This window comes from Streptomyces sp. NBC_01341 (genome assembly GCF_035946055.1).
In the GTDB taxonomy this organism is placed as follows: domain Bacteria; phylum Actinomycetota; class Actinomycetes; order Streptomycetales; family Streptomycetaceae; genus Streptomyces.
In genome coordinates this window covers 4,740,405-4,760,635 of the sequence record NZ_CP108364.1, presented here as the reverse complement: position 1 = coordinate 4,760,635, position 20,231 = coordinate 4,740,405, and the positions used below count along the sequence as shown (strand labels likewise).

Genomic DNA, 20,231 nt, shown 5'->3' with positions numbered 1-20,231 from the left:
GCCGGTTGTGGGGGGTGTGGGGCCGGCCGGGGCGCGCGCTGAGGTGTTGGTTCTGGGGGTGCCGGCTATTCGAAGGTGCCGAACGCCTTGGTGAAGGCCAGCGGCTCCTGGACGATCGAACTGCAGGTCGCGTCCGCGGTGGGCTTGGCCCCGCCCGGGCACTGCGCGTCCCGGGTGCCGGACCACATCGCCAGCCGGCCGATGCCCTTCTCCTCGGCGAACGTCACGAGCTGCGTGGCGTCCTCGACGGTGAAGATCTCGGTGGCGACGTCGTTCACCCCGATCATCGGGGTGACCGCGACCGTCTTCCAGGCCGCGGCGTCGGAGAGCCCGAGCACGCCCTTCAGCTGGGCCTGCGTGGCGGTGGCCGCCTGGGTGGCGTAGTCGCCCATGTCGCCGCTGTAGGACGCCCCGTAGTCCATCGCCATGATGTTGACCGCGTCGATCCTGACGCCGTTCCGCTTCGCGTTCGCGACGAGGTCCACGCCCGGCTGGGTCAGGCCCTCGGGCATCACCGGCAGCGTGAAGGAGACGTCGAGCCCGGGGTGGTCCTTCTGGAGCTGCGCGATGGCCGCCGAGCGGCGGGAGTTGGCCGCGGTGTCGGGCAGCGCGCCGCCCTCGATGTCGAAGTCGACCTTGGTCAGCGCGTAGGCGTCGACGACCTTGCCGTACGCCGTGGCGAGTTCGGCCGCCGAGGAGCAGTGCAGGGCGAGTTCCGCTCCGGCGGCGCCGCCGAAGGACACCCGCACGTCGCCGCCACCGGCCCGCAGTGCGGTGATCTGGGCTGCCACCTTGTCGTCGCCGAGCCCCGTCACCCCGCCCCACAGCGGGGCGCAGTTGCCGCCCGAGGTGATGAACGCGAGGTTGAACTCCTTGACCCCCGTCCTGGAGACGGTGTCCAGCAGGTCGTACGAGGGGGAGAGGGAGGTGTCGACGTACGGGGCGAATCCGGCGCCGGTGGCCGTGCCGGGGGTGTCCGTGGGCCGGGGCGTCGCGGGCGGGGTCGTCGCGTCCTCCGTCGGCGTGGCCGTCGCCGTGGGTTCCGGGGTTCCGGTCGGGGTCACGGTCGGGCGTCCACTGGGCTCCGGGGTGGCTCCGCCGTCCGCGGAGCACGCGGTGTCGTCGATGAGACAGCCCGTGGGATCGGCGGCCTTCGCCGACGAGGTGGTGACGAAACCGACCGTCACGGCGCCGCCGGGGGCGAGGTCCTTGTTCCAGCTCGCTGGTTTCACGGTGACGTGGTTGCCGGTGACGGTGTACTCCCCGTTCCAGAGCGAGTCGATCTTCGTCCCGGAGGCGAGGTCGAATTCCAGCGTCCACCCGGACCGGGCCGGTCCGGCGTCGTTCGTGATGACGTACTGCCCGGTGTATCCGCCCGTCCAGCCGCTGGTCCTCGTGTACGCGGCACCGACCGCCGCTGCCTGCGCCGTGCCGGTGAGTGCGAAGACCGTGCCGCCGACGGCCGCCGCGGCGACGAGGGCGCCGAGCACCTTCGTGCGGGTGCTCGTCGTGCGGCGGTGCGTGCTGGTGCTCATCGCGTCTGCCTCTGTCCTGCGGGGGGGTGATTGCGTCTGCACGCTAGCCGCCCCGAAACGGGCACATGGCACTAATGGGAAGTGAGTTGATGTTCTTAGGGTTCGCTTAAGGAGCGCATCGGCGCTGGTTAAAGATCGGACCCCGCGCCCGAGGAACTTGGGGACTCCGCGTTCCGTCCCCTCACCGAGCGTCGCTGCCGCTTGCCGTCCCGTCCGCCCACCCGGTGCCCGCGGCGGGTGCGTTCGGCCGGACCGCCGTCGAGCCCGATCCAGATGCGCACCTCCGTGCCGCCGAGCACGGAACGCCCGATCCGCAGGTCGCCGCCGGTGGACTCGGCGACCCTCCGCACGATGTCGAGGCCGAGTCCGGTGGAGCCGACGGCGTCCCGAGCGCCGTCGCGTCCGCTGGCGCCGCGGGTGAGGGCGGCCGCCGGGTCGGGGATGCCGGGCCCGGCGTCCGAGACCAGCACGAGCACCGCGTCGCCGCTGTGGTGCACGTCGACGGCGAAGGCGGTCCCTTCCGCTGTGTGGCGGAAGATGTTGCCGAGCAACGCGTCGAGCGCGGCGGCCAGTTCGGGCCGTGCCACCGGAATGCGTACGGTGCGGTCCACCCCGGCGAGGCGCACCGTGCGTCCCTCGTCCTCGGCCAGGGCGGACCAGAACCCCATGCGCTCCCGGATGACCTCGGACGCGTCGCACCCCGCGCCGGCGCCCGGCGGACCGCCCTGGGTCTGCGGGCGCTGCTCACGCGCGGTGCGGATGATCGTGTCGACCTCGCGCTCCAGATGCTCGACCGCGGACCGGGTCTGGTCGGCGGCGGGGCCCTCGCCCAGCGATGCGGCGTTCAGGCGGAGGACGGTCAGCGGGGTCCGGAGCCGGTGCGACAGGTCGGCGGCCAGTTCCCGCTCGTTGGCCAGGAGCTGGACCACCTGGTCGGCCATCGAGTTGAACGCCGCGGCGGCGGAGCGGAGTTCGGCGGGCCCGTCCTCGGGCACCCTGGTCCCCAGCCTGCCCTCACCCAGGTCCTGCGCGGCGCCCGCGAGGCGCTGGGCGGGCTCGACCATGCGTACACCGAGCCGGTCGGCGACGGCCACCGAGCCGACGATCAGCGCGATGCCCACGCCGGCGAGCACCAGCCAGGCGGTGCCGACCCCGTTGGACACGTCGTCGTCGGCGACGAAGACCTCCACGACGGCGATACCTCCCGAACCCAGCGCGGTGGGCTGGAGCAGGACGGAACCGCCGCGCACCTCGGCGATCGACGCGCGGCCCGACCTGCCCACCGTCTCCACGTCCTCGCGGGTGGCCCGACGGGTGCCGATCTCCAGCCGTGTGCCGCCCGGTTCGGTCGCGGGGACGTGCACGGCGAGCCGGCCCCGGCCGCCGGGGTCGGTGGACAGGACGGCGCGGGTCAGTTCCTCGCGGTCGGTGGTGATGGTGAGGGTGGGGCCGATGGTGGCCGCCTGTCGTTCGGCGTCGGAGAAGGCCCGGTCGCGGGCCATCTCCTTGATGACGAGGCCGAGCGGTACGGCGAAGGCGATCACGACCATGGCGGTGACGGCCAGGCAGACCTTGACCAGCGCCCATCTCATACGGGCTGCCCCGGCGGCGGGGGTTCGAGCTTGACGCCGACGCCGCGCAGGGTGTGCAGGTAGCGCGGCCGGGCGGCCGTCTCGCCCAGCTTGCGCCGCAGCCAGGACAGGTGGACGTCGATGGTCTGGTCGTCGCCGTAGGACTGCTGCCAGACCTCCGCCAGCAGTTCACGGCGCGGTACGACGACGCCGGGGCGCCCCGCGAGGAAGGCCAGCAGGTCGAACTCGCGCCGGGTCAGGTCCAGGGTCGTGCCGTCCAGTTCGGCCTGCCGTCGCAGAGGGTCGATGGAGAGCCCGCCGACCTGGATGACGCGCGGGGGCGGTGCCTGGCCCGCGGGCCCACGGGTACGGCGCAGCACGGCGGCCATCCGGGCGGAGAGGTGCTCCACCGAGAAGGGCTTGGTCAGGTAGTCGTCGGCGCCGTCGTTGAGCAGCCGCACGATCTCGGCCTCGTCGTCCCGCGCCGTCGCGATGATCACGGGTACGTCGGTGATGGAGCGCAGCATCTTCAGCGCCTCGGCGCCGTCGAGGTCGGGGAGCCCGAGGTCGAGGATGACGACGTCGAAGCGGTGGTGCGCGACCTCGCGCAGCGCTTCGAGCGCGGTCCCGACGCTGCGCACCGTGTGGGAGGCCTCCGTCAGGTGCCGGATGAGGGCGGAACGCACGAACTGGTCGTCCTCGACCACAAGCACACTAGGCATGCGCCGCACCGTAACCCATACGGAGGAAGCCGGTCCCGTCCGGGACAGCACCGGGGCGGGTGGTGCAGGATGTGCCCGATGCAACGAGGATTCGTACACGCGTTGGCGTGGTCGCTCGCCACGGGGGCAGCGGTGACCCTGTCGTGGTGGGGCGTGCACACGGTGATGTCGGGGACGGCGTACGACCCCCCGCGCGCCGTGCCGATCTCGGTGGGCGTGCGGGCGGCGGACGAGCCGGTCTCGTCCTCCACGCGCCGTGCGGCACCGCCCTCGCCGACCCCCACGGCGACCAGCGCCGAGCCCCCGGCCGCGGTCCGGCCCTCGCGGCGGCCGTCCTCCCGGCCACCGTCCGCCGCGCCGGGCCCGGCGAAGTCCCCGAAGCCCTCGGCCGCGGCCGGCGAGGTGAAGAGCTACCCGACGCGCGGCGGCCGCGTCGTCCTGGAACTGACCGCCGACGCGGCGACGTTGGTCTCGGCCACACCCGAGCAGGGCTGGTCGATGCAGGTGTGGACGAATCCGGAGTGGATCCGGGTGGACTTCAGCGACGGCGCGGGGGCGACGGTGTCCGTGTTCTGTACCTGGAACGGCCATCCGCCGGTCGTGGAGATCGTCGATCAGTGAGCGCGCTCAGGAGAAGGCACCGGGCGGCGGAGCCGGGGATGCCTTGGCCGCGGCGTCGGTGACGACGGCGGCGCCGCCGGTGAAGTCGGCGAGCGCGCGGCCGTGTTCGACACGGCCGGGGTGCGGGTCGCCGGCGACCCGGCGGGTCAGTTCGGCGACGGCGATCGGCAGGTCGGAGGCGACCAGGACCGCGTTGCCGAAACGACGGCTGCGCCAGACGGTCGGGTCCGCAGCGAGGGCCAGTTCGGGGAACAGCGAGGCGGCCGTGGCGATCTGGCCGCGCAGGTGGGCCAGCGGCGGGCCGTCGGCGAGGTTGGCGGCGTACTGGCCGCCGGGCTTCAGCACCCGGCGCACCTCGGTCAGGAACTCGGCGGACGTGAGGTGCGCCGGGGTCCTGGCCCCGCTGAACACGTCGGCGATCACGAGGTCCGCCCAGCCGTCCTGGACCTTGCCGAGGCCCTCGCGGGCGTCCATGGAGCGGACGCGTATCCGGGCCTGCGGATCGAGGGGGAGTGCGCGGCGGACGAGCTGGACGAGGGGTGCGTCCACCTCGACGACCTGCTGGGTGGAGCGGGGGCGGCTCGCGGCGATGTAGCGGGCGAGGGTGAAGGCCCCGCCGCCCAGGTGGACCGCCTGGAGGGGGCGTCCGGGGGGCGCGGCGAGGTCGATGACGTGGCCGAGCCGCCGCTGGTACTCGAAGGAGAGGTGCGCCGGATCGTCGAGGTCCACGTGGGACTGCGGGGCGCCGTCCAGGAGCAGCGTCCACGCGCGCGGGCGCTCACGGTCGGGGACGAGTTCGGCGAGGCCGCCGTCCACCGTCTCGGCGACGGACTCCTGTTGGCGCTCGGACCGCTTGCGGTCGCCCGCGCCCCTGGCCGCTCCTCGACGTGCCACGCGCGCTCGTCCTCGTCCACCGGATCCGGGCCGGTCACCTGGGGATGTCCGGCTGCGGGCGGGGGATCCGCCCACCCCTTCATTATGGCCTCAGCGGCAGTTGTCGGCCGCCTCGATGAGCCGGGCCGCCTGGTCGAGGGCGGCCCTCAGGACCGCGGGGTCGGTGACCGGGGCCTCCGCGGCCGGCGGCAGGAGCCAGCCGCCCCCGGTGACGGGCGGCTCGGCGGGGACGCGCAGCCCGCGGCCGTCCGTCCTCGTACAGGCGCTGCCGGGTACGTCCCACGCTTCGGCGGTTCCGGGCGGCACGAGGAAGCCGAGGACGGCGCACGCCCCGTCGTGCAGGACGGGGCCGACGGCCTCGTGGTCCGAGCCCCTGCGCAGGATGTCCACGGCTTCCAGCCCCTGACGTGCCGGGACTGTCACCAGGTCGCACGGTGTGGATTCCGAGCCCGTGTGCGGCAAGGGAACCCCTCCTTCTCGTCTCGAGACCGGGCCACGCCCCGTCGCCACATGGACCAACGCGCCGACGGCGTCAAGGGCTACGGCGGCACGCCGCCGCAAAGGGTGGCAGTTCATGGCGGATCACGGGTGAGATGTCCGGTTTATAGGTAAACGCAGCGTACGGACGTCGTCACAGCAGGTACGTTCTTGCTCCGCCGGGACACCGGAAGCAGGAGCCCGGCTGCGCCAGAGAGGGCCCCGCCATGGTGTCGACACGGGCAGTTCCCAACCTCGCCTTCCGGCGGCTGCGCGCACAGCGCTCCGCGGGTGAGTTCGCGGCAGCGGTCCGCAGGGCCGCCCGCGAGATCGGTGAACAGGTCGCGTGCGACGCCCGGTACATCGGACGCGTGGAGTCCGGCGAGATCCGCTGCCCCAACTACGCGTACGAACGGGTGTTCCTGCACATGTTCCCCGGGGCGACCCTGGCGGACCTGGGCTTCTCGGACCGCGAGAGCGTGCGCGGCCGGGGGGCCCGCAGCACGTCCGCGCCCCCTCCCACCACACCCCCCACGCTCGACAGTGACATCCACGAGGAGAGCGACGTGCTGCGTCGCGTGTTCATGACCAGCGGTACCGCCACGATGGCCGCCGCGTCCCTGGGCCTGGGCGGCCGGTCCGCCGTGGCGGGCCCCCTCGACGTCCCCGCCCAGCGCCGGGTCGGCGAGGCCGAGGTGAGCGCCGTCGAGAAGGCGGTCCGCCAGATCCGGCTGCTGGACGACCGGCACGGCGCGGACGGGCTCTACCGCCGCGCCTCCCAGCCGCTGCGGGCCGCGTACGCGCTGCTCGACGCGGGGACGGCGAGCCGCCGCAGCACCGTCGACCGGCTGCACGCCGGCGCCGGTGAGCTGGCGATCTCGGTGGGCTGGCTGGCCCACGACTCGGGGCGCGTCGACGACGCCCGCTCCCATTACGCGGAGGCCCTCGCCACGGCGCGGCTGGCCGGGGACGCCGCGCTGGAGGCGCACGCGTTCTGCAACGCCTCGTTCCTGGCCCGCGACACGGGCCGGGCGCGGGAGGCGGTCCGCGCGGCGGAGGCCGGGCAGCGCGCGGCGGGTCCGCTCGGTTCCCCGCGGCTGCTGGCCCTGCTCGCGCTGCGGGAGGCGGGCGCCCGGGCGTGGCTCGGGGACCGCACCGGGTGCGAACAGGCGATCGGCCGGGCCCGCACGGCGTTCGATCGGGGGCCGCGCGACGCGGACCCGGAGTGGATGAGCTTCTTCCGGGAAGCGGAGCTCGAACTGCTGGAGGCGCAGTGCTGGTCGGCCCTGGGCGACTGGCCGAGGGCGGCACGCCATGGCCGGCGGGCCACCCGGCTGCAGGACCCGCACTTCACCCGGAACCTCGCGCTGTACCGGGCCCAGCTGGCCGGTGACCTGGCGCGCGCGGGCACGGCGGACGAGGCCGCGGCTGCGGGGCACCAGGTGCTGGATCTGCTCGACCGGGTCCAGTCCTCCCGCATCAGGGGGATGCTGGCGAGCGCCGTACGCGTGCTGAGGCCGCGCGGCGGTCCGGAGGTGACGGCCCTGCTGGCCCGCTACGAGGAGCTCCCGCCCAGCGCCTGAACCGGCCGCCCGAGCTCGGGGACCGGGCTTGGCCGCGGCCTCCAGCGCGACGTGCGGATCTCGGGACAGCCCTTATCGATCATTGAGCGCGACGCGCGAGGCCGGCTCGGCGCCGACGCGCCGAGCCGGCCTCTCCTCAGATCGCGAGGGCCCCGCCGTCCACCGGGAGGAGCACACCGTGGATGTGTGACGCGTCTTCACTGGCGAGGAAGATCACAGCCGCGGCGGTGTCCTGAACGCTGCCCGTACGCCTGTCCGGGTTGCCCTCGGCGAGCTTCTCCAGGAGGGGGCGGAGTTCCTCGTTCCCCCCCGTGACGGTGGGTCCGGGGGCGACGGTGTTCACCCGCACCCCGTCGGCGGCCAGCTCCGCGGCCCACGACCTCGTCAGCGAGTGCAGACCTGCCTTGCTGGCGCCGTACAGCGAGGTGAACTTGATTCCCTCCACGCCGCCGATCGAGCCCATGTTGATCACCGAGCCGCCGCCGCTCTCCACCATGCCGGGCACCAGGGCGGCCGTCAGAAGGTACGGGGCCTTGATGTTGACCTCCAGGACCTTGTCGATCTGTTCCTCGGTCGACTCCGTCATGGGGTGAGGCGGCACGAGAAAGGCCGCGTTGTTGACGAGAATGTCGATCGGCCGACCCGCCAGGGCCGTCGCCTCCTGCGCGAGGCGGCGGACCTCGGAGCCGCCCGCAGAGAGGTCCGCCTCGACGAAGTGGGCGACGCCGCCTTCCGCGACGATCCCGTCGACGACCTGAGCACCGGAGTCGGAGCCGAGCCCGGTCACGACGACGATGGCGCCCTCGCGGGCCATCGCCTCCGCGACACCGCGCCCGATTCCGCTCGTCGAGCCTGTGACCAGCGCAGCACGTCCCTCGAGACGATTCATGTCAGTACCTCCGGTTGTCGCGGTGATGTCGATGGACGCGGGGCGGCTAAACCTCTCGTTGAACCCATCCAAAGTTACTTGCCTGAGCAAGCATACCCGGTAATTGCTTAAGCAAGTAGTGACCTGGGTCTCCCGGGGCACGGCAGAGATCTCGGAGGATCGTGGTGACCTGGGATTTCGCGGCTTCCGGGCAGTGGTTGGTCTCGCACCCGGCGGGCGGGACGTGGCCGATCTCCCGCTCCGGCCGGGGCACGCGAGCCCAGCATGAACCGGACGAGAGGCCCTAGCGGTCCAGGTGACCCGTGTCGTTCCAGCGTTCCAGGGCGGGAAGGCCGTACGCCCAGCCGAGCACCGACAGCGAGGTCGGCTCCAGGCGGATCCGCGCGGCGAAGGACACGTCCTCGCCCAGCCACCGCGCGCCCAGCGCCCGCAGGATGTGCCCGTGGGCGAAGACCAGCACGTCGCGGTCGGCGGACCGCGCCCACGCCACCACCTCGTCGGCCCGGTCCGTGAGCTCGGCCAGGGTCTCGCCGCCGGGGACCCCGTCGCGCCAGATGAACCAGTCGGGCCGGTCCGCCTTGATCTGCGCGGGGGTCAAGCCCTCGTAGTCGCCGTAGTCCCACTCCATGAGCGCGTCCCACGGCTCGGCCCGGTCCCCGAAGCCCGCGAGTCCGCACGTCTCGGCGGCCCGGACGAGCGGGCTGGTCCGCACCTCCACTCCGGGCAGGCCCCCCCAGGGCTGCCGGTGCAGCCGCTCGCCGAGCAGCTTGGCGCCCTCGCGACCGGTGTCGAGGAGGGGGATGTCGGTCCTGCCGGTGTGGTTGCCCTGCACCGACCACTGTGTCTGGCCGTGCCGGGCGAGCAGGATGCGCGGTGCCATACGGCTCTCCCTGAAAATACTGAGATCCGATGATCCGGGGACCCTAGGATCTGACGGGTCCGGGACTGCGGTGTCCGGGACAGCTTCGGAGCGGCGATCGCGGGCAACCGGTGGGGGACGGATGCGGGCGAGGGCCCCGCTCCATCATCCCGCACCTGCTCCACGGGCAACCCGCGGGGCGGTCCCGGCGTCCCTCGCCTCGCACGAGCAGGGGCGTTCGCAGGGGACGCCCCCGGGAGAGAACAGTGCCCACGACCGCCGTACGGTTGAACGCCCGCCGTCGACCGCATGAACCTGGGGAGAGCTACCGGATGCCGCACGCCACCACCGCGACACCGTCCTCCGGTCACCGGCCCCGATGGTGGACGGAACTCCCGCTCATAGCGGTGGTGTACGGGCTGTACTCGGCAGGACGGCTCCTGGTCAGGGAGGACGTCCCCGCGGCCGTGGAGCACGGGCTCGCGATACTCCGCCTGGAGAAGGCACTCCACCTGAACGCCGAACACCCCCTCAACCGGCTGCTGACCGCCCACCCCTCCCTGGGGATACCCGCCGACTTCGCCTACGCCTCGCTGCACTACCTCGTCACCCCGGCCGTACTGATATGGCTGTTCCGGCGCCGTACCGCGGCCTACCGCGCGGCCCGCACCTGGCTGATGACCTCCACGCTCCTCGGCCTCGTCGGCTTCACACTGATGCCGACCTGCCCGCCCCGGCTGCTCGACGCCCACCACGGTTTCGTCGACACGATGGCCCAGTACAGCGCGTACGGCTGGTGGGGCGCCGGCGCGAGCGCCCCGCGCGGACTCAGCGGGATGACCAACCAGTACGCGGCGATGCCGAGCCTCCACGTCGGCTGGGCCCTGTGGTGCGGTGTGCTGCTGTGGCGGCACGGCCGCCACCCCCTCGTCCGGGCAGCCGGCGTCGCCTATCCGCTGCTCACCGTCCTCGTCGTCATGGGCACGGCCAACCACTATTTCCTCGACGCCGTGGCCGGTGCCGCCGTGATGGCCGTGGGGGCTCTGCTGACCAGGCCGTTCATGCGAATCGCGGACGGCGCCAAGGGCAGGGTCGCGGCCGTGTTCGCCCGGACCCCGGCCGCCGCCGTCCCCGTGCAATCCACGTTTGTCAGTGACGGATGCAAGACTTCGGCGGGTGAGCGAATACCCGGCAGGCGGACCCCCTCCGCAGATTCCAGCGACGCGAACACCGGCTTCGCGGCCCAGGCCAGCGACGACGCTGCGGCAGCGGCTCGCTGAGCTGCGCGGTCCGTCCGTCGCGCCGCATCCGCTCGACGCACGCGCCCTGGCCGCGCTCGCCGCGAACCCGGGATGCAGGCGACGCGCCCTGCTCGACGGCGCGGGTGTCGACAAGGCCGGGCTGGCCACCGCGCTCGGCTCGGGCGCCACGTTCGGCCAGTCGCAGTTCGCGTTCGTCCGGGGCAACGCCTTCGAGGCGAAGGTCAAGGCCGACGGCGGCACGGAGCTGCTGCGCCTGCTCTTCGAACGCCTCGGTGACGGGGCGGACTCCCCCGGCGAGGCCTCGGTCCCCGACCTGACGGCCGCCGGCCCCGAAGGACGCGCCGCGCGCACGGCGCTGGCGCTCCGGGAGGCCACCGAAGCGGGCGGCTGGGCGCTGCTGGACCACCCGATGCTGGCCCTGGAGGTGGCGGGCTCCCCCGCCTATCTGGAACCCGACGCCGTGGTGGTGCACCCCGACGGCACCTGGACGGTCGTCGAGATCAAGTCCTTCCCCATGATCGACGGTTCGGCGGACGCCGCGAAGGTCGGTGCGGCCGCGCGCCAGTCCGCCGTCTACGTCCTCGCGCTGGAGCGGGTCGCCGCGGTGACCGAGGGCGCCCGGGTCGGGCACCGGGTCCTGCTGGTCTGTCCGAAGGACTTCTCCAACCTGCCGACCGCCTCGGTCGTGGACGTGCGCAAGCAGCGCGCCGTCACCCTCCGCCAGCTGACCAGGCTCACCCGCGTCGAGGACATCGCGGCGGCGCTCCCCGAAGGCACGACCTTCGACCCGGACCGGACCCCCGAGGAACTCGGCACCGCCGTGGAGGCGGTCCCCGCGGCCTACGCGCCGGAGTGCCTCGCCGCCTGCGAGCTGGCCTTCCACTGCCGGGCGAAAGCACGGGCGCGGGGCGCTGTGGAGTCGCTGGGGCGGAGCGTGCGGGGCGAACTGGGGGGCCTGACGACGGTCGCCGGGGTGCTGGCCGCCGCGGCCGGCAAGGAGGGCGACCCCGCGGACCCGACGGTCGCGGCCCTGCGCCGGGCCGCCGCGCTGCGGGCCGAAGCGCTCCGGAGCGCGAGGGACGGCGCCGCATGTCGCTGATCACCACACTGGCCCGGCTCGAGGCGGTGGACAGCGGGCGCGCCCAGCCGCTGGCGACCGTGCGCCACCGCCATCTGACCGACGGGCCGCTCGTACTCGTGCCGCTGACCACCGCCGGTGAGGCCGGCGCCCCGCTCGGCGCGCTCGTCGGCACCGACCGCACGGCGCCCCGGCTGCTGGTGGTGGCACAGCCGCGCGACCGCGACCTGCGGTTCGCCTTCCTCGCCGAACTGGCCGAGGCGGTGCTCCCGCACATCGAGTCCCGCGCGGATGCCGTCGAGCCCGCGGAGCGCAGAGAGACCGATCCGGAGACCGGCAAGAAGGTCAAGGTCGAGGTCGAACTCTGCTCGGACGCCGCCCAGCTGGTGGTCCCCAGCCGGGCGGGCATCGACTTCGTGCGGCTGCTGGGCCGGTCCATGCGCTTCCGCCGCACGGTGGAGGACGACCCGGACACGCCGTATCCGGCACCCGCCCGCGTGCCCCTGCTCGGGCGGTGGCTGACGCACTACGGCGAGCGTGCCCGGGTCCCCGGTTCGTCGCTGCTGCTCGCCACGACCGATCTGCTCAACCGCCACTGGGCGACGGGGCAGAGCAGCCTGGAGGACCAGCATCTGGGTGCGCTGCTCGCCTGGGTCGACCCGCCGGCCGGCGGGTCCGGGGCGGAGGCGGCGCTGCGGGCGGAGCTGGACCGGGATCCGGCCGGCCAGCTGGTCTGCCCGCCGGCGGGGCCGGCGACGGACCCGGCGTTCGACAACAAGCTGCTGGCTCCCGCGATCGAGCGGTTCGACCGGGCGCGCACGGCGCTGGCGGCGGCCGAGGACGGTCTCTCCGCGGACGCCCGGCTCGGCGAACTGGCGGCCGCCGAGCGGGACATCAGGTCCCTGCTCGCCGGCGTGCTGCTGCCCACGTGGGACGCCGTGTGGCGGGGGCTCGACCTGCTGCGGGAGCTGCCGGAGGGGTCCAGGGCCGAGGACCGATGGACCCGGGACCGCTGGTCCTTCACCGCGCACCGGGACCGTGTGCGGGCGGGCGAGCCCCCGCAGCCGCGCCGTGACGACGCGGTGACGGCGGCGCAGAAGCTGGCCTCGCGGGAGACGGCCCAGGCACAGCTGGACGCCCAGGAGGCTCTGGACGACCCGCTGGTGCTGGCGGGGCGCCGGCTCGCGGGCGAGGCGTTCGTCGGGGAGGTCACGGAGGTGCGGATGGCGTACAGCGAGTCGAAGCGGCCTGCACCGCGCCCGCTGGTCACCGTCCGCACCGCCGAACGCCCGCATCTCGGCGGGCGGACCAAGGTGTACCGCTCGCTGGAGGGCAAGCCGCAGACGGCGGAGTTCGTGGGACATGCGGAGGCGGGGGGTGACGGGCACGCGGAGGACGCGGACGCCGTGCACCTCGTCCTGCGGATCACCGACCGCATGGGGCGCGGCAAGGAGCCCGCGCCGGGTTCGCTGCCCGAGCCCGGCGACCGGATCGCCTGGACGCTGTTCGAGCACGACCAGCGGGGCGGTCCGAAGCTGCCCGACCCGGACGACACCCCGTGGACGCACGGCGGGCCGCCCGGCGGCTCGTCGGAGCAGCCCGACCCCGTGACCGCGGAGGACCTCCTGTGACAGCCGTGACCGACCCGGGCGCCGCCGCGGCCAGGGCGACCGACGCGATCCTCGGGGACACCCTCCGCGGCACGTCGCGCGGCATCGTGGTGGACTCGCCGCCGGGCGCGGGCAAGTCGACGCTGGTGGTGCGTGCCGCGCTGGAGCTGGCCGCGGCCGGACGCCCGCTGATGGTGGTCGCGCAGACCAACGCCCAGGTGGACGACCTGGTACTGCGGCTGGCGGAGAAGGCCCCGGACCTGCCGGTGGGCCGCCTGCACAGCAGCGACTCCGATCCGTACGACAAGGCGCTGGACGGCCTGGACCACGTGCGGAAGTCGGCAAAGGCGGCGGATCTGGCCGGGCTGGACGTCGTGATCTCGACGGCGGCCAAGTGGGCCCACGTGAAGAACGTGGAGCCGTGGGGGCACGCGATCGTCGACGAGGCGTACCAGATGCGGTCGGACGCCCTGCTGGCCGTGGCCGGGCTGTTCGAGCGGGCGCTGTTCGTCGGGGACCCGGGGCAGCTCGATCCCTTCTCGATCGTGGGCGCGGACCAGTGGGCCGGTCTGTCGTACGACCCCTCGGCGAGCGCCGTCTCGACACTGCTCGCTCACAACCCCCAGCTGCCGCAGCACCGTCTGCCGGTGTCGTGGCGGCTCCCGGCGTCGGCGGCCCCGCTGGTCTCGGGCGCCTTCTACCCGTACACGCCCTTCCGTAGCGGCACGGACCACGGCGACCGGCGGCTGTCGTTCGGGGTGCCCTCGGACGGGTCGGGCCCGGACCGGGTGCTGGACGAGGCCGCGGAGTCCGGGTGGGGACTGCTGGAGCTCCCGGCCCGGCACACCCCGCGTACGGACCCGGAGGCGGTGCGGGCGGTGGCGCTGGTGGTGCGCAGGCTGCTGGACCGGGGCGGCGCGGCGACGAGCGAGCGTGGTCCGGACCCGGTTCCGGTGACGGCGGAGCGGGTCGCGGTCGGCACGGCCCACCGCGACCAGGCGGCGGCGGTGCGGGCCGCGCTGGCCGAGCTGGGTGTGACGGGCGTGGCGGTGGACACGGCGAACCGCCTGCAGGGCCGTGAGTTCGATGTGACGGTGGTCCTGCATCCGCTGTCGGGCCGTCCGGACGCGACGGCGTTCCATCTGGAGACGGGCCGGCTGTGTGTGCTCGCCTCGCGGCACCGGCACGCGTGCGTGGTGGTGTGCCGGGAGGGCGTGGCGGACCTGCTGGACGAGCACCCGTCGACGGAGCCGGTCCAGCTGGGCGTGACGGTGAAGTTCCCCGACGGCTGGGAGGCGAATCACGCGGTTCTGGCACACCTCGCCGAGCATCGCGTGCATTGGTCGCCCTGATCCTGGGCAGCGCTCTTGCGCCCGGCTGGACAATGGAAGGTGGCCGTCCGGCCGTACGAGGAAGGAACACCACATGGCACAACCCGAGCGGAACGAGCGGCAGAGGCTGCGTCCGGCGCCGCTGCTCTTCGAGCCGTCGGCGGCGGCAGCCGACCCGGAACACTTCTTCGACCTGGAGTCGATGGACGATCCCAAGGAGCTCCTGGCCCGGGCGACGGAGCTGACGCTCGCCTTCCGGGCGGCCACCGACCGCGCCGTGGAGTTCCAGGCCGTCGCGGCCGCCCAGCTCGCCGATCCACGCAGGTTCGACCGGCTCACCGCGGCTGACATAGCGGAGCGGGCGGAGTGGACCGAGGACTATGCCAAGAAGATGATCGAGTTCGGCAGATCCCTGCTGGACAACCCCGCGCCCTGACTCCGCCGGCCCCGCGGGCCTGACCGGCCGGCCGGTGGGCGGCGGGCCCGGCCGCGCGACGGCGGGTACACCTGTGGCATATGCCGCCGGGCAAGATACTCCGTCCGGGTTCGCCCTGTCCGGCTTTCCGCAACTCTCGGGAGCGGAAGCATCACGCCCGGTAGACATGACGCCATGAGTGCTTGGCTGAGTGACGAAACGACCCTGCGGACCGGTACCGACCCGGGCCGAGGTGTGGACATCTTCACGCTGCTGCGGGAGCGGACCGACGACCGGGCCGCCCAGGTCACCGCCTCGGGGGCCGCCTGGCTGGCCGGCGCCTCGCCCTACCCCCGCAGCACGCTCTCCCGGTGGGAGGCCAGTCCCGGTTCTCCGGGCGTGCTGCCGTGCGGCTCCTCCTTCGACATCGTGAACGTGCCCGCGCTGTTCGGCCGGCGGATGCTGGAGCGGCTCTGGGCGGAGGGCCCCGGCTCCGGCCCGGTCGCCACGCACCGGGGCCGGATGCTGCTGTTCGCCTCGCCCGGCACCGCGCAGCGGCTGCCGTCCCTGCTGGCCTGGGAGGAGTGGGGCACCGGCTCCGGGGACGGCCCCCGGGAGCAGCAGGGCGCCCTGCCCCCCGTGCTCTGCCACGGGACGGGCGACGCGGTCACCGTCCCGCCCCTGGCCGGCGTCGCAGGGGCCGGCGGGCCCCGCTGGGTGGTCGCCCCGGACACCCGGAACCCCTGGCTGCCCGGGCCGGACGTACTGCTGTGGGCCTGCGTAAGAGTGGGCAGGTCGGCGGCCCCGTCGACCACCGGATATTCGATTTTTCCTCCCGCCGATCCGGGTGCTAATGTCTACGACGTCACCAGGCGCCGTTAGCTCAGTTGGTTAGAGCAGCTGACTCTTAATCAGCGGGTCCGGGGTTCGAGTCCCTGACGGCGCACAGACGGAAGAAGCCCCCTCGCGGAAGCGAGGGGGCTTCTTCGTGTGTCCGGGACGGACGCCGGACCGGCGAGCGGCTTCCGAAATCCGGATACGTCCGCATCGGGCTGGACCACGGCGCGACCGGGTCCGTTCTTTCTGCCCTGACGGCGTTGACACGCGAGCAAGATCACTCCGCTAATGGACTCCGGCCGCAGCAAGATCGCCGCCGAACCTTCTCGATTCCGATGCCTTGCGTGTTGACAGGAGAGCCGGACATTGCGCGCGTTACACATATCCCGCCCGCCCCTCAGGCGGCCGCTGTTCACCTGGCTGGCGGCGCTCAGCGCAGCCGCGGTGGCCGTGCTGGGAGTTCAGACACCGTCCTACGCCCAGAACCCGTCCCTCGCGACCGGGACCGTGGCCGCACCCACCGCGGCGGGTGACGCACAGGTGCCCTTCGAGGCTTCCTGCGGTGCCGCGAAGAGGGGAGAGGCCACCTGTTTCGCCCTGCGGCGCACCGATGTGAAGCCGTCGAAGGGCCTGCGGACGGCGGCTGCTCCGGGCGGCTTCGGGCCGGCCGACCTGCGTTCGGCCTACAACCTGCCGGCGGACGGCGGTGCGGGGCAGACCATCGCCGTCGTCGACGCGTTCGACGACCCGACCGCCGAGGACGACCTGGCGGTCTACCGCGAGCAGTACGGCCTGCCCGCCTGCACCACGGACAACGGCTGCTTCAGGAAGGTCGACCAGCGCGGCGGCACCGACTACCCGCAGCCCGACCCCGACTGGGCCGGGGAGATATCCCTCGACCTCGACATGGTCTCCGCGGTCGCCCCGAACGCCCACATCCTGCTGGTCGAGGCCGACAGCCCGAGCTTCGAGAACCTCGGCGCCGCCGTGGACAAGGCGGTCGAGCTGGGTGCCAAGTTCGTCTCCAATTCCTACGGGACCGACTACCGCTCCGGCAGCGGTGAGGACCCCTCGGACTCGACGGAGATGGAATCCCACTACGACCACCCCGGCGTGGCGATGGTCGCCTCCTCGGGCGACTTCGGATACGGCGTGACCTACCCGGCCGCGTCGCCGCACGTGACCGCGGTGGGCGGCACCTCCCTGGCCGCCGACAGCGGCACCGAGCGCGGCTGGTCGGAAACCGTCTGGGACGGCGCCGGGTCGGGATGCTCGCTCTACCAGCCGAAGCCCGCCTTCCAGAAGGACACCGGCTGCGAGAACCGGGCGGTCGCCGATGTCGCCGCCGTCGCCGACCCCGCCACCCCCGTCGCCGTGTACCAGACGTACGGCGGCGGCGGCTGGGCGCAGTACGGCGGCACCAGCGCCGGCGCGCCCATCATCGCCGGTGTCTACGCGAACGCCGGCACCCCTGTCGCCGGCACGTATCCCAACTCCTATCCCTATGCAGCGGGTTCCGGCCTGCACGACGTGACCGGCGGCAGCAACGGCACCTGTACACCGGCCTACCTCTGCTCGGGAACCGCCGGATACGACGGCCCGACGGGCCTGGGTACCCCCGACGGCCTGCGGGCCTTCCGCACCGGCCCGCACGGGAGACTGTCCGGCACCGTCACGGACCGGTCCGCGGGCACGCCGCTCGCGGGTGCCGTGGTCAGCGCCGGTGACGGCTTCACCGCACGCAGCGGAGCCGACGGGCGCTACACCCTCGACATCCCGGTGGGCACGCACGACGTCACCGTCGACGCCTACGGTTACGCCACCGGCGCCGCCGAGGACGTGGCCGTCACCGACGGTGCCACGCTCGACCGGGACTTCGCGCTGACGCCCGTGCCGAGTCAGCCGGTCTCCGGCAAGGTCACCGACGGCTCCGGTCACGGCTGGCCGCTGTACGCCAGGATCACCGTGGACGGGGTCCCCGGCGGCCCGGTGTGGACCGACCCGGCCACCGGTGCGTTCACACTCGGCCTCCCGCAGGGCCACGCCTACACTCTGCACGCCGAGGCGTCCCTGCCCGGCTACACACCCGCGACCAGGACCGTCACGGTCGGCGACACACCCCAGTCACTGAAGGTGCCGCTGTCGGCGGACCGCTGGAAGGCCACCGCTCCCGGCTACGCGGTGCACCTGGCGGGACCCACCGAGCACTTCGCCGCCACCGGCTCGGCCCCCCAGGGCTGGAAGGTCGTCGACGCCGACGGCACCGAGGCCGGCTGGTCCTTCGACGACCGGGGCGGACACGGCAACCAGACCGGCGGTGAGGGCTCCTTCGCCGTCGCCGACAACGCGACGATCGGGACACCCTTCGACTCCCAGCTGATCAGCCCCGCCTTCGACCTCACCGGCACGGCCGATCCCGAGCTCGCCTTCAGCGCCATGTACTGGGCGTTCGGCGACGACGCGATCTCGGCAGACGCGAGTTCCGACGGCGGAGCCACCTGGAAGACCGTGTGGAGGACGACGGCCGGCTTCGGGGACCACGAAAGGGTCGAGGTCCCGCTCACCGGCTTCGCCGGCGAACCGGACGTCCGGGTGCGTTTCCACTTCGTCACCGAGTTCGCGTGGTGGTGGGGCATCGATGACGTCTTCGTCGGCAACCGCGACTACGCTCCGACCCCCGGCGGCCTCGTCACCGGCGTGGTGACCGACGCCAACACCGGCAAGGGCCTGGTGGGCGCCACCGTCACCGCGAAGGACGACCCGAAGATCACCGCGACCACGGTCGCGACCCCCGGAGACCCCGCGCTCGACGACGGCCTCTACCTGATGTTCTCGCCGGGCCCCGACAAGCGCGAGATCACCGCCGCCAGGTCGCGCTACACGCCGCTGACCAAGTCGGTGGCGGTCGCGGCCGACGGCACCGTCCCGGCCTCCTACAAGCTCGAGGCCGGGCAGCTGGCCCTGAACCCGGATTCCGTCGGCGCCGCGGTCGGCTGGGGCAAGTCGGCCACCCGCAGTCTGACGGTCAAGAACACCGGCGGCGCACCCGCCACGGTCACGGTCGGCGAGAGGTCCGGCGGCTTCCACCTCCAGTCCGCCGGCACCGGCGCACCGCTGCAGACCGTCAAGGGGGACTTCTCCCCGCACGCGAGCAGGGCGGGGAAGACCGCGGCCGGGCGGAAACCCGCCGCCACCGCCTCCGGCACCGCATGGCAGAGCGCCCCCGACCTCCCGGACACGACCCTCGGCAACGCGGTCGGCACATCCGAGGGCAAGGTGTACTCCGCCTTCGGATTCAACGGGCTCGACGTCACCGACCAGATGTACGCCCTGGACCCGGTCGTCGGCAGCTGGACCGAACTGGCCCCCGCGGCGGACCCCCGGGAGGCCCCCTCGGCCCAGTTCATCGACGGCAAGTTCTACGCCGTCGGCGGCTGGCGTCCGGACAACACCACCGACCCCAAGCTGGAGATCTACGACCCGGCCACCGACAGTTGGAGCACCGGCGCGCCTGCCCCCGCGCCGTACGCGGGGCAGGGCAACGCGGCTCTCGACGGCAAGCTCTACACCGTGGGCGGCTGTGACGTCCGGTGCGGCACCGTCGAGGCGTACGCGTACGACCCCGACGCCGACGCCTGGTCCCGGATCGCCGACTACCCGGAGCGGACGGCCTGGGAGTCCTGCGGAGGCATCAACGGCAAGCTGTACTGCGCCGGAGGGAACGCCGACTCCGGTGGCGAGAGCGATCACGCCTATGTCTACGACCCGGCCGCCGACACCTGGACGGCGCTCCCCGATCTCCCGATCCCGCTGTGGAGCTCGTCCTACACCGCGGCGAACGACCAGCTCGTGATCTCGAGCGGCGTCACCGACAACGCCCTCACCAACCGGGGTTTCGCCTACGACCCGGAGGCCGGTGCCTGGTCCACCCTGCCGAACGCCAATGTCGCGACGTACCGCGGCGGCGCCGGACTCGGCCTGTACAAGGTCGGCGGCGGGAGCGCTCCCTACACCCCCAGCAACACGGTGGAACTCCTGCCGGGTTACGACCAGGGCGGGGCGACGGACGTCACCTGGCTGAGCGCGGACACCAAGGGGTTCACCCTGCAGCCGGGCGCGAGCACGACCGTCACCGTGACGCTGGACGCCTCGGTACCCGAGGTCGTGCAGCCGGGTGACTTCTCCGCCGTGCTGGCGCTCGACAACGACACCCCGTACGGGATACGCAAACTTCCGGTGTCGCTGCGCGTCAGCCCGCCGAAGACCTGGGGCAAGATCACCGGAACGATCCGCGGCGTCCAGCGCGACGGCACCGCCGCGCCGCTCGCCGGAGCCACCGTCCAGATCACCACGTGGGCGGCGAGTTACTCCCTCCGGACGGCCGTCGACGGCACCTACTCCCTGTGGCTGGACTCCCGGAACAACCCGCTGCAGGTCATCGCCGCCAAGGACGGCTACCAGCCCGCGGCCACCACTCTGAAGATCACGAAGGGAGCGGTCGTCACCGGCGACTTCACCCTGAAGAGGCAGTAACCACCGGGACGGAG

The 20,231-nt window shown here is 73.2% G+C and carries 16 protein-coding genes and 1 tRNA gene; 10 read left to right on the top strand and 7 right to left on the bottom strand.

Translation table 11 applies throughout. From position 1 onward, the window contains the following. Positions 1–65: 65 nt before the first annotated feature. The 3 genes from OG206_RS21040 to OG206_RS21030 form a co-directional block, all read right to left on the bottom strand. Positions 66–1,535 (bottom strand): glycoside hydrolase family 18 protein, encoded by a 1,470-nt coding sequence (locus OG206_RS21040; RefSeq protein ID WP_327118339.1) that lies wholly within the window; start codon positions 1,533–1,535, stop codon positions 66–68. A 128-nt stretch (positions 1,536–1,663) separates the two neighbouring features. Next, positions 1,664–3,127 (bottom strand): sensor histidine kinase, encoded by a 1,464-nt coding sequence (locus tag OG206_RS21035; protein WP_327118337.1) that lies wholly within the window; start codon positions 3,125–3,127, stop codon positions 1,664–1,666. Beyond that, positions 3,124–3,828 carry a response regulator transcription factor gene (locus tag OG206_RS21030; protein ID WP_327118335.1) on the bottom strand — a complete coding sequence of 235 codons (705 nt, stop codon included), beginning with the start codon at positions 3,826–3,828 and terminating at the stop codon, positions 3,124–3,126. The genes OG206_RS21035 and OG206_RS21030 overlap by 4 nt, the downstream gene beginning before the upstream one ends. A gap of 78 nt (positions 3,829–3,906) precedes the next feature. On the opposite strand from OG206_RS21030, the gene OG206_RS21025 reads away from it, so the two are divergent. After that, positions 3,907–4,449 (top strand): hypothetical protein, encoded by a 543-nt coding sequence (locus tag OG206_RS21025; RefSeq protein ID WP_327118333.1) that lies wholly within the window; start codon positions 3,907–3,909, stop codon positions 4,447–4,449. Positions 4,450–4,455: 6 nt separating this feature from the next. Here the strand turns inward: OG206_RS21025 and OG206_RS21020 are convergent, their stop codons facing one another. Continuing rightward, the gene (locus OG206_RS21020) at positions 4,456–5,343 is read right to left on the bottom strand and encodes a spermidine synthase (RefSeq protein WP_327118331.1); all 888 of its coding nucleotides are present in this window, start codon (positions 5,341–5,343) and stop codon (positions 4,456–4,458) included. A gap of 90 nt (positions 5,344–5,433) precedes the next feature. After that, entirely contained in the window at positions 5,434–5,805 is a 372-nt protein-coding gene (locus OG206_RS21015) for a hypothetical protein (RefSeq protein ID WP_327118329.1), read from the bottom strand. Positions 5,806–6,047: 242 nt separating this feature from the next. On the opposite strand from OG206_RS21015, the gene OG206_RS21010 reads away from it, so the two are divergent. After that, on the top strand, positions 6,048–7,403 hold the full coding sequence (locus OG206_RS21010) for a tetratricopeptide repeat protein (RefSeq protein WP_327118327.1): 1,356 nt from the start codon (positions 6,048–6,050) through the stop codon (positions 7,401–7,403). 136 nt (positions 7,404–7,539) lie between these two features. Here OG206_RS21010 and OG206_RS21005 read toward each other — a convergent pair whose 3' ends face one another. Next, on the bottom strand, positions 7,540–8,292 hold the full coding sequence (locus OG206_RS21005) for an SDR family NAD(P)-dependent oxidoreductase (protein WP_327118325.1): 753 nt from the start codon (positions 8,290–8,292) through the stop codon (positions 7,540–7,542). 283 nt (positions 8,293–8,575) lie between these two features. Beyond that, positions 8,576–9,172, bottom strand: coding sequence for a histidine phosphatase family protein (locus OG206_RS21000; RefSeq protein ID WP_327118323.1), 597 nt, complete (start codon positions 9,170–9,172; stop codon positions 8,576–8,578). A gap of 311 nt (positions 9,173–9,483) precedes the next feature. Between OG206_RS21000 and OG206_RS20995 the strand changes: the two genes are divergently transcribed. The 8 genes from OG206_RS20995 (at position 9,484) to OG206_RS20960 (ending at position 20,217) form a co-directional block, all read left to right on the top strand. Further along, positions 9,484–10,431, top strand: coding sequence for a phosphatase PAP2 family protein (locus tag OG206_RS20995; RefSeq protein WP_327118321.1), 948 nt, complete (start codon positions 9,484–9,486; stop codon positions 10,429–10,431). Next, positions 10,328–11,512 (top strand): hypothetical protein, encoded by a 1,185-nt coding sequence (locus OG206_RS20990; protein WP_327118319.1) that lies wholly within the window; start codon positions 10,328–10,330, stop codon positions 11,510–11,512. The genes OG206_RS20995 and OG206_RS20990 overlap by 104 nt, the downstream gene beginning before the upstream one ends. Continuing rightward, positions 11,503–13,122, top strand: coding sequence for a hypothetical protein (locus tag OG206_RS20985; RefSeq protein ID WP_327118317.1), 1,620 nt, complete (start codon positions 11,503–11,505; stop codon positions 13,120–13,122). Before OG206_RS20990 ends, OG206_RS20985 begins: the two co-directional genes overlap by 10 nt. After that, positions 13,119–14,453 carry an AAA domain-containing protein gene (locus tag OG206_RS20980; protein ID WP_327118315.1) on the top strand — a complete coding sequence of 445 codons (1,335 nt, stop codon included), beginning with the start codon at positions 13,119–13,121 and terminating at the stop codon, positions 14,451–14,453. Before OG206_RS20985 ends, OG206_RS20980 begins: the two co-directional genes overlap by 4 nt. Positions 14,454–14,526: 73 nt before the next feature. Next, the gene (locus OG206_RS20975; protein ID WP_327118313.1) at positions 14,527–14,868 is read left to right on the top strand and encodes a hypothetical protein; all 342 of its coding nucleotides are present in this window, start codon (positions 14,527–14,529) and stop codon (positions 14,866–14,868) included. A gap of 174 nt (positions 14,869–15,042) precedes the next feature. Next, the gene (locus OG206_RS20970) at positions 15,043–15,729 is read left to right on the top strand and encodes a hypothetical protein (RefSeq protein WP_327118311.1); all 687 of its coding nucleotides are present in this window, start codon (positions 15,043–15,045) and stop codon (positions 15,727–15,729) included. Further along, positions 15,720–15,793, top strand: a tRNA-Lys gene (locus OG206_RS20965). The genes OG206_RS20970 and OG206_RS20965 overlap by 10 nt, the downstream gene beginning before the upstream one ends. A 257-nt stretch (positions 15,794–16,050) precedes the next feature. Further along, the gene (locus tag OG206_RS20960) at positions 16,051–20,217 is read left to right on the top strand and encodes a carboxypeptidase regulatory-like domain-containing protein (protein ID WP_327118309.1); all 4,167 of its coding nucleotides are present in this window, start codon (positions 16,051–16,053) and stop codon (positions 20,215–20,217) included. The last annotated feature ends 14 nt before the right edge of the window (positions 20,218–20,231 follow it).

What these genes read in the sequence shown, in the direction of transcription:
- OG206_RS21040 (WP_327118339.1), bottom strand. Translation starts at nt 1,535, where the DNA reads ATGAGCACCAGCACGCACCGCCGCACGACGAGCACCCGCACGAAGGTG.
- OG206_RS21035 (WP_327118337.1), bottom strand. Translation starts at nt 3,127, where the DNA reads ATGAGATGGGCGCTGGTCAAGGTCTGCCTGGCCGTCACCGCCATGGTC.
- OG206_RS21030 (WP_327118335.1), bottom strand. Translation starts at nt 3,828, where the DNA reads ATGCCTAGTGTGCTTGTGGTCGAGGACGACCAGTTCGTGCGTTCCGCC.
- OG206_RS21025 (WP_327118333.1), top strand. Translation starts at nt 3,907, where the DNA reads ATGCAACGAGGATTCGTACACGCGTTGGCGTGGTCGCTCGCCACGGGG.
- OG206_RS21010 (WP_327118327.1), top strand. Translation starts at nt 6,048, where the DNA reads ATGGTGTCGACACGGGCAGTTCCCAACCTCGCCTTCCGGCGGCTGCGC.
- OG206_RS21005 (WP_327118325.1), bottom strand. Translation starts at nt 8,292, where the DNA reads ATGAATCGTCTCGAGGGACGTGCTGCGCTGGTCACAGGCTCGACGAGC.
- OG206_RS21000 (WP_327118323.1), bottom strand. Translation starts at nt 9,172, where the DNA reads ATGGCACCGCGCATCCTGCTCGCCCGGCACGGCCAGACACAGTGGTCG.
- OG206_RS20995 (WP_327118321.1), top strand. Translation starts at nt 9,484, where the DNA reads ATGCCGCACGCCACCACCGCGACACCGTCCTCCGGTCACCGGCCCCGA.
- OG206_RS20985 (WP_327118317.1), top strand. Translation starts at nt 11,503, where the DNA reads ATGTCGCTGATCACCACACTGGCCCGGCTCGAGGCGGTGGACAGCGGG.
- OG206_RS20975 (WP_327118313.1), top strand. Translation starts at nt 14,527, where the DNA reads ATGGCACAACCCGAGCGGAACGAGCGGCAGAGGCTGCGTCCGGCGCCG.
- OG206_RS20970 (WP_327118311.1), top strand. Translation starts at nt 15,043, where the DNA reads ATGAGTGCTTGGCTGAGTGACGAAACGACCCTGCGGACCGGTACCGAC.